This window comes from Sphingopyxis solisilvae, assembly GCF_015475875.1.
Classification (GTDB): domain Bacteria; phylum Pseudomonadota; class Alphaproteobacteria; order Sphingomonadales; family Sphingomonadaceae; genus Sphingopyxis; species Sphingopyxis solisilvae.
This window is the reverse complement of the sequence record NZ_JADKYM010000017.1, coordinates 22553-35033: the sequence shown is the minus strand read 5'-3', so window position 1 is coordinate 35033 and position 12481 is coordinate 22553. Positions and strand designations below refer to the sequence as shown.

Below are 12481 nucleotides of genomic sequence, written 5' to 3'. Positions count from 1 at the left end.
GAGGGTTTAACGCTTGTCGCGCGACACTCGACTATGCCAGCATGGTCGCGCCGGAGCCGTTCCCGGCCGACCATGCCGGAGGAATTATTGACCGACCCGTCGCCAGAAAGCTGGGCCGCCATGCCAGCGCTCGTCGCGGCGGTGCAGGCGGCGGGTGACACGATCGGTCTGCCTTTTATTGCGGCGCAGGCCGACCTTGGCGACCCCGAGCCGATGAGCGATGCCGACGGGCGGCCCTATGCTGAAACCAGCTTTCGCTGGATCGACCCCGACCACGCCTATTGGCGCGACCGCAAGCTCGCACTGCACATCGCGTTCCTGACCGCCGCGCGGCTGACCGCCGAACCTTTTTATTACAGCGACGGCCAGTTGCGGACCTGGCGTCCGACGCAATTGCTCGCCGCGGTCGATTGCGAGCAGGCCAAGAAAACCCCGAACTTTGGCGAGGCGATCATCGCGCCGGTGCATCTGCCGCGCGGGCTGGTCGGGGCGGTCTTTTGGTGCTCGCGCGAACCCGTCGGGGTCGCGGCACTGTTCGACCGCCATGCGAGCGATCTGCACAACCTCGCGCTCAAACTGGTCGCGACGCACAATGAAGCACGCGGACGGCCGCGCAACGCCACCGTGCCTAAGACCCTGACCCGGCGCGAGGTGCAGTGCCTGCGCTGGGCCGCAGCGGGCAAGACCGATGGCGAGATCGGGATCATCCTGTCGTTGTCGGTGTCGACGGTGCGCTTTCACCTGCGCAACGCCGCGGCAAAGCTGGGGGCGACGGGGCGCGCGCAGTCGATCCAGATCGCTGCGGGGCTTGGCTTCGTCGGCGCGCGCGCCGCCTGATGCAGGTGCCAGCTTGGCCAGACGAGGGTGAGACGTACAAGGCAGCGCAATGGACATGTTGAACGATCCTGCCCTGCGGGCCTTTCGTAACGAGATTCGCGGCTTTCTGGCTGGCGCCCTGCCCGACGACCTGCGCCGCGCCGCCATCCGCGCCACCAGCGTCTTTCACGACCCCGCCATTTCGCTGCCTTGGCAACGCATCCTCCATGCGCGCGGCTGGGCGGCGCCCGACTGGCCTACTGAGTTCGGGGGCCCGGGCTGGAACGAGATCGAACGCTATATCTTCGCCGCCGAATGCGCGCGCGCCGGGGCGCCCACCCTCGCGCCGATGGGGCTGAAGATGGTCGCACCGGTGATTATGCACTATGGCAGCGCCGAGCAGCGCGCGCATTATCTGCCGCGCATCCTGTCGGGCGAGGATTATTGGTGCCAGGGCTTTTCGGAACCCGGCGCGGGGTCGGACCTTGCCGCGCTGCAATTGCGCGCGATCCCCGACGGCAGCGACTATGTGCTGAACGGATCGAAAATCTGGACCACCCACGCCCATTTCGCCAACCGCATGTTCGCGCTCGTCCGTACCTCGAGCGAGGGCAAGCCGCAGGCGGGGATCAGCTTCCTGCTGCTCGACATGGCGACGCCGGGTATCACGGTCGAACCGATCCGCACCCTTGCGGGTGATCATGAATTCAATCAGGTCTTCTTCGACGATGTGCGCGTACCGATGGCGAACCGGCTGGGCGGCGAGAACGAAGGCTGGTCGGTCGCGAAACATCTGCTGACCTTTGAGCGCGGCGGCAAATATGCCCCCGGACTGACGGCGCGCCTGTCCCGTTTGCGCGCGCAGTCGATCGCCGATCCGGTACTGCGCGCCCAGCTCGACCGCGAGGCGATCGGCTTGCAGGCGCTCCAGGCGCTTGAGCTCAAAGCGATGCGCGGCGTCGGGGGCAGCCCCGCGCTCTACGCCTCGGCGCTTAAAGTCCTCGGCACCGAAAGCGCTCAGCGGATCGATACGCTGGCGTGCGAAGCCGCGGGTCAGGCGGCATGGGCCGACGCCGACGGGCAGACACCTGCCGAGCAGGCGGTCGCGGTGCCGCGCTACCTCAACGACCGTGCGGCGAGCATCTACGCCGGGTCGAACGAAATTCAGCGCGACCTGATCGCGCGGTTGATGCTGGGCTAGGCCGCCGCTTCGGCAAACCGCGCCAAATGGTCGGCGCGTGGCCCCATTGCCGCCGCGATCGCCAGCGCACGCTTGAAATGACCGCCCAGGCTGAGCTCCTCGGTCAGCCCCATCGCACCGTGAATCTGCACCGCACCTTCGCCCACAATCCGCACCGCGTCGGCAACTTCGACGCAGGCGGCGCTCACGGTTGAAGCGCGATCGGACAGATCCTGATCGACCGCCACTATGGCCGCCTCGGTCAGCGCCGCGGCTTTCATCGCTGCCAGCTGCATGTCAGCGACGCGATGCCGCAGCGCCTGGAAGCTGCCGATCGCGCGGCCGAACTGCTGGCGCTGGCCCAGATAGAGCGCGCTGTTGGCGATCATCCGCTGGATCAGCGCGACCGCCTCGGCGCAGCGTCCGATGAGCACAACATCGTTACCCAGTTCGACCAGCGTGCGCGCCGCAGCACCGGTAGCCAGCCGACTGCCCTCGCCCGGCTTCACAGTAAAACTCAGGTCGGCAGTCACGCTGCCGTCGTGCATGATGCGGTGACGCTGCTCAACCTTGTCGCGGTCCGCAGCGATGAGCAGCACCGCGTCGCCGTCGGCGAGCAGGAACAGGTCGGCCTCGGCGCCGCCCGCCACCAGCGCAGCGGTGCCGCGTACCGCGCCGTCGGCCTCGACGATCGGCATCGCCGCGCTCGATGCGGCGCAGATCAGCGCCGCGCGCCGCGCGCCGGTCGCGAGTTCGCAAAGCGCCGCATGATCGGGCGCCGCCTGGCTCAGCAACATCGTCGCGGCAGTATGCGAAAGCCAGTCGGATCCCGCCAACGCTGGTCCGAGTTCGGCCATTACCACCGCAATCTCGATCGCGCCGCCGCCAAAACCATGATGAACCTGTGGAACGGCTAATCCGGCCAGCCCCAACGAATCGACGAGGTTGCGCCAGCCCGGCGACGTGTTGTCGGCCAGAAACCGTTGCAAACTGTCGCGCAGCATTTGCTGTTCAACGCTCAGCAGCAGGTCAAGTGTGGCCATAACGCATCTCCCGCCCGCTCCATGCGGCCATCGTTCGACGTCGTCCACTGGCGAGCGTAACAGGGTAGGGAGCCGAGCGCCATTCGACAAATCACCGCTGCCGGTTCCGACGCCGGGCACCATGGTTTTGTCCAACGAAGGAGGTGGTGCACCCGACTGGATTCGAACCAGTGGCCCCCAGATTAGGAAGCCTGGGGCACAGCTCGCTTTTCCGCCAAAAAATGACCCGTTGTTCCATGTTTGTTGCATGAAAACTCACGGCCCTAAGATAAACCTGTCATACAACTTGCCTAAATGATCACGCGAGAAGTGCTTCTTGCACGGCCGCGATCAAGGCCAATCGCTCTCGGGGTCTTCGATCAAATGCCCATAGGTGTCGATCGTCAGCTCGATATTCTCGTGGCCGATCCACACCTGAAGGCGTTTGATGTCGATGCGCTGCTTGATCCATGCACTGGCCGCGGCATGCCGTAGGGCGTGCAGCGCATAACGGGGCTTCATGACCGGACGGCCTTCGGCGTCGAGCCACGGCTTACCTGCGACGATTTTGGGATCGCATACGCCTGCCTCGATCTGAAGCGGGAAAAATATCCGCTTGAGCAGATGGCCGTAATCCTGAACGCCGCCGACGAGATTCGGGAAAGCCAGGCCCCGCTCGCCCTTGGGGCATCGCAGCTTCCATGCCTTGAGCAGCGTCACGAGCGACGGCCCTATGGGAATCGTACGGTATCCCGCCGCAGACTTCGGCGGGCCGATCTGGCAATATTTATCGGCGCGCTGGGAGACGGTGATCGAGCCGGCCTTCAAATCGACGTTGCTCCACGCAAGGCCGCGAAGTTCCGAAGACCGGAGGCCCGTCATCATGGCCGTCATGAGCAGTGGCCTGAAATCATCGTCTGCATGTTCGAGCAGCGATCGCAGTTCGACGGTCGTCGGGATGACGACCTTGGCGCGCTCGCGGGACGAGCGCGTAACCCGCACGTCGGCGGCGACATTCTGCGCAATCAGACCATGGCGCATAGCCTCGCGAAGAACGCTGGAGAGCGCGCGGACGGCCTTCCCGGCCATGGCCTTCGAGCGGGTCTCCAACAGGCGATCGCGAAACGCCTGGACTTTCGGACGGGTCAGGCGCGACAGCTTCTCCGCACCGATCAGAGGCTTGATATGGAGGTTGGCGAGCTGGCGATATTGCTGGATAGTCCCGCGCTCGCGATCGTTCGCTTCGGCCGCCCTGATCCACATGTTGCAGGCCGCGGTCACGGTGATCGTCTGACTGTCGGCGGTGTGCACACCTTTGACGACTTCCCAGGCGGCGCCGACAAGCCAGGCGTCCGCATCCCGCTTGCGCTCGAAATTCCGGAACCGGCGCTTGCCCAATTGATCCTTGTAATCGACGAGCCACTTGACGGATTTCGTGCCGTCGCTGTTCGTCCACTCGCGCTTGCGCACGCTGGCCATAGGCCACCTCCAGTCTTCTGCATCCTGCGGGACGCCAGAGCTGGACCGGAGTGTTTACCTGAGCCATCCAAGTCGGCGGCGCCGTTATGCCATGCTGGACTTGCCTGATCAACGCTCGGCTTCCGCCTAACTTTGCGATGACGCCGCCGCGATTGCGACGCGGCGCATGTGCCGATTGAAGTGATGAACACACAGACCATGTGTTCGCCGGAGCACAGCGCGAAGGGGACCACGATGGCTAACGAACTGGCTGACGATCTTCTGGCGGGCGCCGCAGCGGCCGCCGCTTACTGCGGTTTATCGCGGCGGGTGATCTATCATCTGACCGAGACCGGCGCCCTGCCCGTCAAGCGCATCGGCCGCCGGCTCTATTACCGTAAGCGCGAACTCGACGAAGCATTCCGGCAGAGCAGCATTCCTTAGCGGGTCCAGAAGAGTTGTCGAATTTGGCAAATATCTATCTGTAATAGTACGATAAAAATTTTCTCATGGTCAAAAATGACCCGGATTGTGCCCATAAATCATTCGCAAAAACGGCGGAAATCTGCGGGTTTTGGCAATGTGCCCAGAAGATGCCCAGTCCCTGTCATCGTGCGTGGACCTGACCAAATTCACCGCCCGATTGGATTTTAAATATCTGTAATAACATGACTATTATTCCTGATGACTGGCTCCTCCGCAGTTACTCCGAGGAAAGCAGGCGTTTCATCGCAGTAAGTCCGAAACGGACGAAATTTTCGTCGGCGACAGAGCTTCACTCTCCGACGCCCGGCAGAATGGAGATTAAGATTTTCAATCGCCTACGCCGGGCGGCCACTTGATCCATGTCAAACCGGACCAGAAACCGCTCGGCAACCGATTGCGTGCTGTTTCATCGCCTTTGTATGTGGTTGCGACCAACGGAATAGCGTCGGGCGGGGGAATGCCCGGCATGTTTCGTGGCCACAGGGAGGGGAACGAGTATGAATGTCGAGGTCGAGGTTAAACCGGCAGACAAGCAGTTTGTCGGTTGGGACGTCAACGTCATCAGCTGGACCAAAGATCTGACGCGGGTCATCGTGCACAAGATCGAGTGGCGCGAGGAATCGAGCGGAACCTTCGTCGGCACGACCGCCGATCTTCCTGCTGGCATCTATGGCGTTCGTGCGCAACTCGTCGGACCTAATCGGGAAGTCGAAGTCACAATTCGGGATTGCAAAGTCGTTCAGCCCGCCGGCGAAACTTGGCCGATGACTGTCAAGGTCAACTCCCCAACACAGACTCAGACAAGCGACACCTGGTACTTCGAGGTGCCGAAATGACCCGGCATCTCTTCCATACCGCGGCCGTGGCAACGCTCGCGGCCGCGAGTTTGAGTGTCCCGGGCCCCGCTTCCGCCCGAAGCGCCGATCAGCCTCCGCTTCCGCACGCGGGGACGCCCACCAGCGATCCGTTCAGCGGCTTCTCCACAGAGTTGGATGTCTCGACGGAAGAGGGAAAAGCAAAGACTAGCTTCAACATCTCGGGATATTTTCAGCCGGACAGCCGGCAGCCGAGCGAAGGCAGTCGGCGGAACGACGTGACCTGGAACGCGGGTCTATCGATACCGATCGGTGGCAAATCCGATCTCCTCGACAAGTCCACGCTCGGCAGTCTCGGCGATGGAACCAAGCTCAGCGCGGGCGTGGCCTTGCTCTCTTTCCGCTCGGACCCCGCGGCGATCGGCAACCCTGCATTTCTCGCGCTCATGGAGCAGGCCCGGGCGCAATGCGTCGATGATGCGAAAGCCGACGCGACCAAGATCGCGGAGTGCAAAGCGCTTCTCCCGAGCGAAAGCGTCGTTCGCCAGCATGCGCCATGGCTCGAACTCCAGATGAACCGCGCTCTTTACGGCGATTTCTGGACGCTCGGCGCCGAGGGAGCCGTCTCGGTCGCGCGTTACAAATTCATCACCCTGCCCAACCTGGACGAAGAGAAGGACCGTGAACTCGGCTATTCCGCCAAGATTCTCTTCAACTATTACCCGCGCGATGCGGTGAGCAAATTCAAGATCGAGGCGGAGTACAGCGATGAAGCCAAAGCTTCCGACGCCACGATCCTATGCAAGCCGGTCGTCGTGACGCCGGCGGAGGACTGCAAGTCGGGAGCGCCCTCCGGTCCGACGCGCGAAGACGCTCTCGTTCTTCGGACAGGCTACGCGCGCTATTTCCCTTTCCGGACCGGAAAAGCTGGGATCGGCGTCGAACTAACCGCGAGCAAGGATGTCCTGTCGAAGGATTGGGCTGTCGAAGCGCCGGTCTATCTGACCATCCCCGGAACCAAGCTGATCAGCCCGGGCGTCAAGATCGGCTACGGCTCGAAAGACGGCGAGGAGGATTTTCTACTGAACCTGTTCATCAAGACCGCCTTTTCGTTCTGATCCGAAGGAATAGAGATGCTCGCGCCGAATTCCTGGCTGCGCGACTATGCGCCCGGCTATCGTCATCTGGAGCGCCCCGAACGACGGGCGGTCTCGGACTTCGTGATGCTCTGGAGCGTCTACGAGGCGCAGGTCCTGGATTGCAATGCCAGTGCGCAGAAGATGCTTGATGCGATTGAGCGCTGGCATAATCATCATTTGCTCGCGAGCGACAAGAGCGATGAAAGCTGGACGCACTTTGTCGAAAGGCTCAGGAGCGAGGATGGCATCGGCCATCGCTTTGCCGGACTGAAGATTACCAATGTTGGACACAAGGACCTTGTCAGGTCCGCCGTCCTCGCCGAGCCGCCTGGCCCGGATCAACTGACGCGGCATAGCGCGATGGCGATCATCATCCACCGAATTCGCAACAATCTCCTCCACGGCGAGAAATGGTCCTACGGCCTGCGCGATCAAGCCGACAATTTTCGCCATGCCTCACATATGCTGATGTTGTGGATGGACATGGACCGCACAGCTATTGACTGAGACGGATGGCGGTCGCGCGCTACCGAAGCCAGCCCCCGATCCACTGCAGACCCTGCCATGCTCCATAGAGGGCCGAACCGCCGACGACGATCGCGGCGATCCAGGCTTCGACAATGAAGGCGCGGGCGCGCCATTTGGAACGGGGCGGCGTCATGGCTCCATCGTGCCGCTTTCGCGTCCCGCCGCAAGGGCGGATCGCCTCGAACCGTCGCGATCACGCCAGAATGGATATTATTGGGCGCGCGAAAATGCCCCGCGCGGCGTCTACCGACTTGGGGCACGCGGATGGCGGGGCCCCGCAGGAGGCGCCCATGCCCAGACTCTATCGCTGCAGGACGAGCAAGAGCGAAGTCGCCAAGCTCACCGGCTGCCAGCCTCCGCTGCCCCTCTGGCCGTCGCTCCTGCCGCGATGGTCGGCTGAAGTCTGGCCCGGCGGGAAGGGCCTCGTCATGCTCGAATATGGGATGGGACGCCATTCGCAGCTCATGCGGTGGGGGCTGCCGCATGCGCCGGGCAGCCCGAGCGCACAGGAACCAGCGGAAACGGCGATCTGGCACCGTGATCTTTGGAACCGCGACCCCGACGATCTTGAGCCAAAGCGCCGATGCCTCATCATCCTAGACAGCTTCGCCCATGCCGACGGGCCCGAGGCCGCACTCCGAGATTGATGGCCGCGACGACCCGGCTTACATATTTTCACAAACGGCCTCCTATTTCCGCTTGCTCGCGCGTCTTACGGACGAGCGGCACGAAGAGCGCCGGGAACAGATGGGACGAGCGACATTATCGGGTCGAGGGTCCGTCGGACCTCCAGCGAACAAGCTGCCAATCCGGCAGGGTTTTGGCAGCGATTCTCATGAACTGCGCTTTCGCGGCGTAGAATCCCGATCGCCCTGCCCCGCCCTTCTCAAGTCAAATGCCGACGCATCGGCGGAAGCAACTGATAAGCATCGCGAAACCAGCCTCACCGATAGTTTCAGCCGTTACGTCCGTAGCGGAAATTCCTCGCGCGATTTGTGCCCGACACGGATTTCATGTTATCCTTTGTTAAGGGGAGTCGCCTTGCGACTGGTTGCCACGCACAGGCAACGGGCTAACAGGGCGGAATGAGGGATATGACGTCGCACAGCTCCGGACGAGGCGAATTCGCCTTTCTGACGGCGAAACAGGCCGCCGTGCTGGACCATCTCGCCAATAATCGCACGAGCAAGGAAATCGCGCACACGCTCGGCGTCTCCGAGACCGCGATCAACCGGCGGATCGAGGTGCTGCGTAATCGCCTCGGCGGCGTCACGCGTCACGAGCTTGCCCGCCGCTACCGACTCTGGGCGGCAGCACGCGAGCGAACCAGTCCCCACAAAACCGGCGGCAGTCCCGAAAACATCAGCGATTTCAACGCTGCCCCATGTGTAGAAACTGAATTCGAAATTCTACAACTGGCCGAAAGCCTGCCGCCCGACGCAACAGCGGGGCGGGACGGCGATGACCGCCTGATGGCTTTCGAGGACCCGGTCGCAATGTCGATCGAGGCCCCGTGGAGCGAAACAAGCGATCCGCGCATCGTCCCCGGGGTGCTCGACGGCGACAACGCCACGCTCACCCGCGGTGCGGCGATCGCGATCCTGGTGTTCGCGATCCTCGCAAGTGTCGTGGTCGCGATTGCGACGGCCAAGGCGCTCGCGGAGGCGGTCAGTTAAGCCGTTCCCTGACGACGAGTGAACAGGGTGCAGCCGGAGCAGCCGCGCCTGGGGGACTAACCATGACCATCGAAACCAGCAAGCCGGTGCCCGCTTTCATGTCGCGCATCCGGACCCAAATCCGTACCGCCGAGGCGAAGGCCGACGAGAGCCTGATCGCGAAGCTCGACCTGATGCGCTCGCTCCTCCACGCCCGGCAGACCGAAGAGATGCCGGCGCCGCACGTCGGCCAGGACGCGATCGTCCGCATCGGCCGCGCGATCAGCTCGGACATCAGTTCGGCGAACGACATCTTTCGCTCGCACAACGCGCTCGTCGCTGCGCAGTCGCAGATCACCGGTAAGGCACCGGGTCATGGCGACACGCTCGCTTTCGTCGAGGGCAGCGAGCGCCGCGAGGCCGCCGCCGCCTGAGACTTGACGCCGCCGCAACAGGGTCGCACCAGTGACGGGTGGACCCTTTTCTGATCATCAATCTTGTTCTGGTCGGTTTCCTCGGCGCGGCGGCGCTGCGCTGGGGGGCCGGCCCGGAGAAGATATGTGCGGCGGCGCTTTTCGCGATGACCTACGGCGACCCTCTGTACCATCTTTTGGTGGCGCAGGGCCCGGCCTACGGGACGGTCGACGTAGGGCATCTGGCACAGGATAGCATCGTCGCCGCCGTCTATGTCGGCGTCGCGCTCCAGGCGAACAGGGTCTATCCCATATGGCTCGCGGCTTTTCAGCTGGTCTCGCTCCTGTCGCACTTCGCGCGCGAGGTGACCGACTTCTTTCCCAAGCTGGCCTATGGGCTCATGAACTATGGGCCCTATTATACCACGATCCTGATACTGGGGCTGGGGATCGCCGCGCACGCGAGGCGCAGGCGCCGCCTCGGGCCGTACCGCTCGTGGCGGACCTCCTCGCGCCGTTCGCCGGTCGCCGGTCGGAGGCCGCTGCCGAACGGCTGATCGCGCATTTTGGAAGCCTCGGCCGGGCGCTGCTCGCCCCGCCTGAAAGCCTCACCGCTGCGCTTGCCGACTATCCAGCACTCGCGAGGCGCCTCCTCGCCGCCCGCCGGCTGTTCGAGGCGGGGCTCCATGAACAGGTCAGCCGGTCGCGGATTTCGGCTGAGGACCCGGCATACCGGCGCTATCTCCGCTTCCAGATCGGTCAGTCGCCGGTCGAGCTTCTCCATGCGACGTTCGTTACGGCCGAGTGGGGTTATCTCGCCGACGAGAGGATCGCGACGGGGAGTGTGGCGCAGGTCGACCCGAGCCTCCGTTCCCTGCTCGGCCGCGCCTTCGACGTCGGGGCGCACGGTATCCTGCTCGCGCACAACCACCCGTCGGGATCGCCCGAGCCGAGCGCGAGCGACATCACCCTGACCAGAAAGATTTCGGAGCTGACGCGATCGGTCGGCATCGAACTGCTCGATCATCTCGTCGTCGGCGCCGACAGGATCGTCAGCATGAGAGAAAGGGGCCTGCTATGACCGGCCCCTCGCGCAAGCTCGCGATCGCCTCCGAACGGCTGAACGACGCCCGCCACGCAGCAAGCGCCCGTACCGGCCCAGACGACCCCCACCATGGCGCGAACGAAATCTCCGACCATCATGGCCGTGTCGGCGACGCCCGCCTCGCCGCGGTCGCGCACGCCGAATATGCGGCGCGCCGTCGCCGCGACAAATTGTTCGACGCCGATCTCTTCGCCGAGCCGGCGTGGGACATGCTGCTCGATCTGTTCATCCAGCGTCATCACGAGCGCCCGGTCAGCGTCCACAGCCTCTGCATCGCGGCGGCGGTGCCGCAGACGACGGCGCTGCGCTGGATCGGCAAGCTCGCCGAGAAGGGACTTATCGACCGCCGGAACTGCACGCACGACAACCGGGTCATCTACATCATGCTGAGCGAGGCCGGTCTCGACATCATGCGGCGCTATCTGGCGGGCCAGCTCGGCGGAAGCGGCCCAGCGGGCTCCCCGCCGCTCGCGTTCAGCTGAGCCATGCAAAAGGACCAACGATGCGCAACTATGAGATCACCGCGATCCACGCCGGGCCGCACGATCCCGACCGTCTCATCGACAGCCTGCTCATCGAAGGCACGCTATGGCCGATCGAGAAGGTCATCGACTGGCTCCGGACCGGGCCGCACGGCTTCTTCGTAAAAGCGGCGACCGGCCGCGCCCGGGTCATCGCGGCGCGGCACTGGACATCGGGCCGCTGGTTCCTGACGACCGAGGGCCAGGACTTCCCGCCGCACGACCTACTCGCGCTTCGCCACGTCCACTGACGGCTCGCCGCGATACATCCGAAATGGAGATAAATTTACGCCAAGGCGCCTATCGGGCACTAGGCTGGCCCGAAAGTCGCTGAGGAGGGGGCAAATGACGATGATACGCGCCATCGCGGCGACGCTCACGCTGCTGCTGGCAGTCGAAGCCCAGGCGCATGGCGGTGGCCTCGACGCGACCGGCTGCCACCGCGACAGGAAGGCGGGCACGCGCCATTGCCACCGCGCCCCGGCCCGCACGGCTCCGCCCGCCGAGCGCCCGCAGCGCCTCGTCGGCGACCAGGTCTACTATGCCAATTGCAGCGCCGCGCGCGCTGCCGGCGCCGCGCCGGTGCGGCGTGGCGCGCCCGGCTATGCCCGCCACCTCGACCGCGACGGCGACGGGGTTGGCTGCGAATGAGCCGCCGCCCGCTGACCTGCTTGGGCAGGCAGCCGACGGCCTTCTGCTCAACCGAACCACAGATCTTTTATTCGGCCCTCTTCCAGTCCGACATTGAAACGGTTTCGACGCAGATCGAGCGTAATCGCGTCACCGATATTGTAGACGCGGCACGGCCGTCCATAGAGCTCACGGATCAAAGTCGGGTCGCCGCTGAACGATCCGACGATACGCAGTTCGCGATCCTGCGCGCCATCGCCCCGGGCAAACGTTGCTGCGAGCGAAGCCCCCCCCGATTTTGCCGCCGGAGGTTCAATCCATGGCCGAAAGCCGATCGGCCCGGGAAAGCCGTGAAACAGGAGATAATAGCCCTCCTCGGTCAACTCGAACGCGTTGGCTTGCCCGGTCGGGGCGCCACAGAGCGCAATGACCATGACCGGCGCCTGCCGCTTCTCTCCCTTGACAATATTGTGCGCTCCGATGATCGTGGCGAGCTGTGCCTGCGCTTCCGCCAGCGGCTCCTCCTCGCCAAGTCCACATTGCAAACTCCCGTCATGCCTCCACACCCACAGATTCGACATTTGCCTTCCTCCTCCAAAAAACTTCAAACGGACTGTGCGACGTCGGCGGATCGCGTACTACTCTGATCCGGACGGAAACTTCGCGGCGCGCGACGGCTCGTGAATGCAGTTCGAAAAGTCGAATGGGCCGAA

18 protein-coding genes are annotated in these 12481 nt (G+C 63.8%); 14 read left to right on the top strand and 4 right to left on the bottom strand.

The genetic code is table 11. The annotated features are described in order from the left end of the window. The first annotated feature begins 120 nt into the window (after positions 1–120). Together IR187_RS12330 and IR187_RS12325 are read left to right on the top strand one after the other, a co-directional pair. A complete protein-coding gene (locus tag IR187_RS12330) occupies positions 121–837 on the top strand; it encodes a helix-turn-helix transcriptional regulator (RefSeq protein WP_228765903.1) in 717 nt (238 codons plus the stop codon). Positions 838–886: 49 nt separating this feature from the next. Next, a complete protein-coding gene (locus IR187_RS12325; protein WP_194954910.1) occupies positions 887–2017 on the top strand; it encodes an acyl-CoA dehydrogenase family protein in 1131 nt (376 codons plus the stop codon). Here the strand turns inward: IR187_RS12325 and IR187_RS12320 are convergent. Beyond that, positions 2014–3039 (bottom strand): acyl-CoA dehydrogenase family protein, encoded by a 1026-nt coding sequence (locus IR187_RS12320; protein ID WP_194954909.1) that lies wholly within the window; start codon positions 3037–3039, stop codon positions 2014–2016. The genes IR187_RS12325 and IR187_RS12320 overlap by 4 nt on opposite strands. A gap of 330 nt (positions 3040–3369) precedes the next feature. Beyond that, on the bottom strand, positions 3370–4497 hold the full coding sequence (locus IR187_RS12315; protein WP_194954908.1) for a tyrosine-type recombinase/integrase: 1128 nt from the start codon (positions 4495–4497) through the stop codon (positions 3370–3372). 234 nt (positions 4498–4731) lie between these two features. On the opposite strand from IR187_RS12315, the gene IR187_RS12310 reads away from it, so the two are divergent. The 4 genes from IR187_RS12310 to IR187_RS12295 all read left to right on the top strand — a co-directional run bounded on the left by IR187_RS12310 (position 4732) and on the right by IR187_RS12295 (position 7423). Further along, positions 4732–4920 carry a helix-turn-helix domain-containing protein gene (locus tag IR187_RS12310; protein ID WP_194954907.1) on the top strand — a complete coding sequence of 63 codons (189 nt, stop codon included), beginning with the start codon at positions 4732–4734 and terminating at the stop codon, positions 4918–4920. Positions 4921–5459: 539 nt separating this feature from the next. Further along, positions 5460–5798 (top strand): hypothetical protein, encoded by a 339-nt coding sequence (locus tag IR187_RS12305; RefSeq protein ID WP_194954906.1) that lies wholly within the window; start codon positions 5460–5462, stop codon positions 5796–5798. Continuing rightward, positions 5795–6895, top strand: coding sequence for a hypothetical protein (locus IR187_RS12300; protein ID WP_194954905.1), 1101 nt, complete (start codon positions 5795–5797; stop codon positions 6893–6895). The genes IR187_RS12305 and IR187_RS12300 overlap by 4 nt, the downstream gene beginning before the upstream one ends. A gap of 15 nt (positions 6896–6910) precedes the next feature. Then, on the top strand, positions 6911–7423 hold the full coding sequence (locus IR187_RS12295; RefSeq protein WP_194954949.1) for a hypothetical protein: 513 nt from the start codon (positions 6911–6913) through the stop codon (positions 7421–7423). A gap of 19 nt (positions 7424–7442) precedes the next feature. Here IR187_RS12295 and IR187_RS17020 read toward each other — a convergent pair whose 3' ends face one another. Next, the gene (locus IR187_RS17020; protein ID WP_267463782.1) at positions 7443–7577 is read right to left on the bottom strand and encodes a hypothetical protein; all 135 of its coding nucleotides are present in this window, start codon (positions 7575–7577) and stop codon (positions 7443–7445) included. Positions 7578–7734: 157 nt separating this feature from the next. Here IR187_RS17020 and IR187_RS12290 point away from each other — a divergent pair, with 157 nt between their 5' ends. The 8 genes from IR187_RS12290 (at position 7735) to IR187_RS12255 (ending at position 11789) form a co-directional block, all read left to right on the top strand. After that, on the top strand, positions 7735–8091 hold the full coding sequence (locus IR187_RS12290; RefSeq protein WP_194954904.1) for a hypothetical protein: 357 nt from the start codon (positions 7735–7737) through the stop codon (positions 8089–8091). A 447-nt stretch (positions 8092–8538) separates the two neighbouring features. Next, positions 8539–9120 carry a helix-turn-helix transcriptional regulator gene (locus tag IR187_RS12285; protein WP_194954903.1) on the top strand — a complete coding sequence of 194 codons (582 nt, stop codon included), beginning with the start codon at positions 8539–8541 and terminating at the stop codon, positions 9118–9120. Between the two features lie 62 nt (positions 9121–9182). After that, positions 9183–9533, top strand: coding sequence for a hypothetical protein (locus IR187_RS12280; protein ID WP_194954902.1), 351 nt, complete (start codon positions 9183–9185; stop codon positions 9531–9533). 38 nt (positions 9534–9571) lie between these two features. Then, positions 9572–10069, top strand: coding sequence for a hypothetical protein (locus tag IR187_RS17125; protein WP_194954901.1), 498 nt, complete (start codon positions 9572–9574; stop codon positions 10067–10069). Next, entirely contained in the window at positions 10009–10593 is a 585-nt protein-coding gene (locus IR187_RS12270) for a JAB domain-containing protein (protein ID WP_194954900.1), read from the top strand. The genes IR187_RS17125 and IR187_RS12270 overlap by 61 nt, the downstream gene beginning before the upstream one ends. Continuing rightward, complete coding sequence (locus tag IR187_RS12265) at positions 10590–11099, top strand: helix-turn-helix domain-containing protein (RefSeq protein WP_194954899.1); 510 nt, start codon at positions 10590–10592, stop codon at positions 11097–11099. The genes IR187_RS12270 and IR187_RS12265 overlap by 4 nt, the downstream gene beginning before the upstream one ends. Positions 11100–11119: 20 nt before the next feature. Then, a complete protein-coding gene (locus IR187_RS12260) occupies positions 11120–11389 on the top strand; it encodes a hypothetical protein (protein WP_194954898.1) in 270 nt (89 codons plus the stop codon). 94 nt (positions 11390–11483) lie between these two features. Continuing rightward, positions 11484–11789: an excalibur calcium-binding domain-containing protein gene (locus tag IR187_RS12255; RefSeq protein WP_194954897.1), complete on the top strand. Its 306-nt coding sequence runs from the start codon at positions 11484–11486 to the stop codon at positions 11787–11789. A gap of 47 nt (positions 11790–11836) precedes the next feature. Here the strand turns inward: IR187_RS12255 and IR187_RS12250 are convergent, their stop codons facing one another. Beyond that, the gene (locus IR187_RS12250; RefSeq protein WP_194954896.1) at positions 11837–12349 is read right to left on the bottom strand and encodes a hypothetical protein; all 513 of its coding nucleotides are present in this window, start codon (positions 12347–12349) and stop codon (positions 11837–11839) included. Between the last annotated feature and the right edge of the window lie 132 nt (positions 12350–12481).

What these genes read in the sequence shown, in the direction of transcription:
- IR187_RS12280 (WP_194954902.1), top strand. Translation starts at nt 9,183, where the DNA reads ATGACCATCGAAACCAGCAAGCCGGTGCCCGCTTTCATGTCGCGCATC.
- IR187_RS12265 (WP_194954899.1), top strand. Translation starts at nt 10,590, where the DNA reads ATGACCGGCCCCTCGCGCAAGCTCGCGATCGCCTCCGAACGGCTGAAC.
- IR187_RS12305 (WP_194954906.1), top strand. Translation starts at nt 5,460, where the DNA reads ATGAATGTCGAGGTCGAGGTTAAACCGGCAGACAAGCAGTTTGTCGGT.
- IR187_RS12325 (WP_194954910.1), top strand. Translation starts at nt 887, where the DNA reads ATGGACATGTTGAACGATCCTGCCCTGCGGGCCTTTCGTAACGAGATT.
- IR187_RS12310 (WP_194954907.1), top strand. Translation starts at nt 4,732, where the DNA reads ATGGCTAACGAACTGGCTGACGATCTTCTGGCGGGCGCCGCAGCGGCC.
- IR187_RS12250 (WP_194954896.1), bottom strand. Translation starts at nt 12,349, where the DNA reads ATGTCGAATCTGTGGGTGTGGAGGCATGACGGGAGTTTGCAATGTGGA.
- IR187_RS17020 (WP_267463782.1), bottom strand. Translation starts at nt 7,577, where the DNA reads ATGACGCCGCCCCGTTCCAAATGGCGCGCCCGCGCCTTCATTGTCGAA.
- IR187_RS12320 (WP_194954909.1), bottom strand. Translation starts at nt 3,039, where the DNA reads ATGGCCACACTTGACCTGCTGCTGAGCGTTGAACAGCAAATGCTGCGC.
- IR187_RS12290 (WP_194954904.1), top strand. Translation starts at nt 7,735, where the DNA reads ATGCCCAGACTCTATCGCTGCAGGACGAGCAAGAGCGAAGTCGCCAAG.
- IR187_RS12315 (WP_194954908.1), bottom strand. Translation starts at nt 4,497, where the DNA reads ATGGCCAGCGTGCGCAAGCGCGAGTGGACGAACAGCGACGGCACGAAA.
- IR187_RS12330 (WP_228765903.1), top strand. Translation starts at nt 121, where the DNA reads ATGCCAGCGCTCGTCGCGGCGGTGCAGGCGGCGGGTGACACGATCGGT.
- IR187_RS12285 (WP_194954903.1), top strand. Translation starts at nt 8,539, where the DNA reads ATGACGTCGCACAGCTCCGGACGAGGCGAATTCGCCTTTCTGACGGCG.
- IR187_RS12255 (WP_194954897.1), top strand. Translation starts at nt 11,484, where the DNA reads ATGACGATGATACGCGCCATCGCGGCGACGCTCACGCTGCTGCTGGCA.
- IR187_RS12260 (WP_194954898.1), top strand. Translation starts at nt 11,120, where the DNA reads ATGCGCAACTATGAGATCACCGCGATCCACGCCGGGCCGCACGATCCC.
- IR187_RS12300 (WP_194954905.1), top strand. Translation starts at nt 5,795, where the DNA reads ATGACCCGGCATCTCTTCCATACCGCGGCCGTGGCAACGCTCGCGGCC.
- IR187_RS12295 (WP_194954949.1), top strand. Translation starts at nt 6,911, where the DNA reads ATGCTCGCGCCGAATTCCTGGCTGCGCGACTATGCGCCCGGCTATCGT.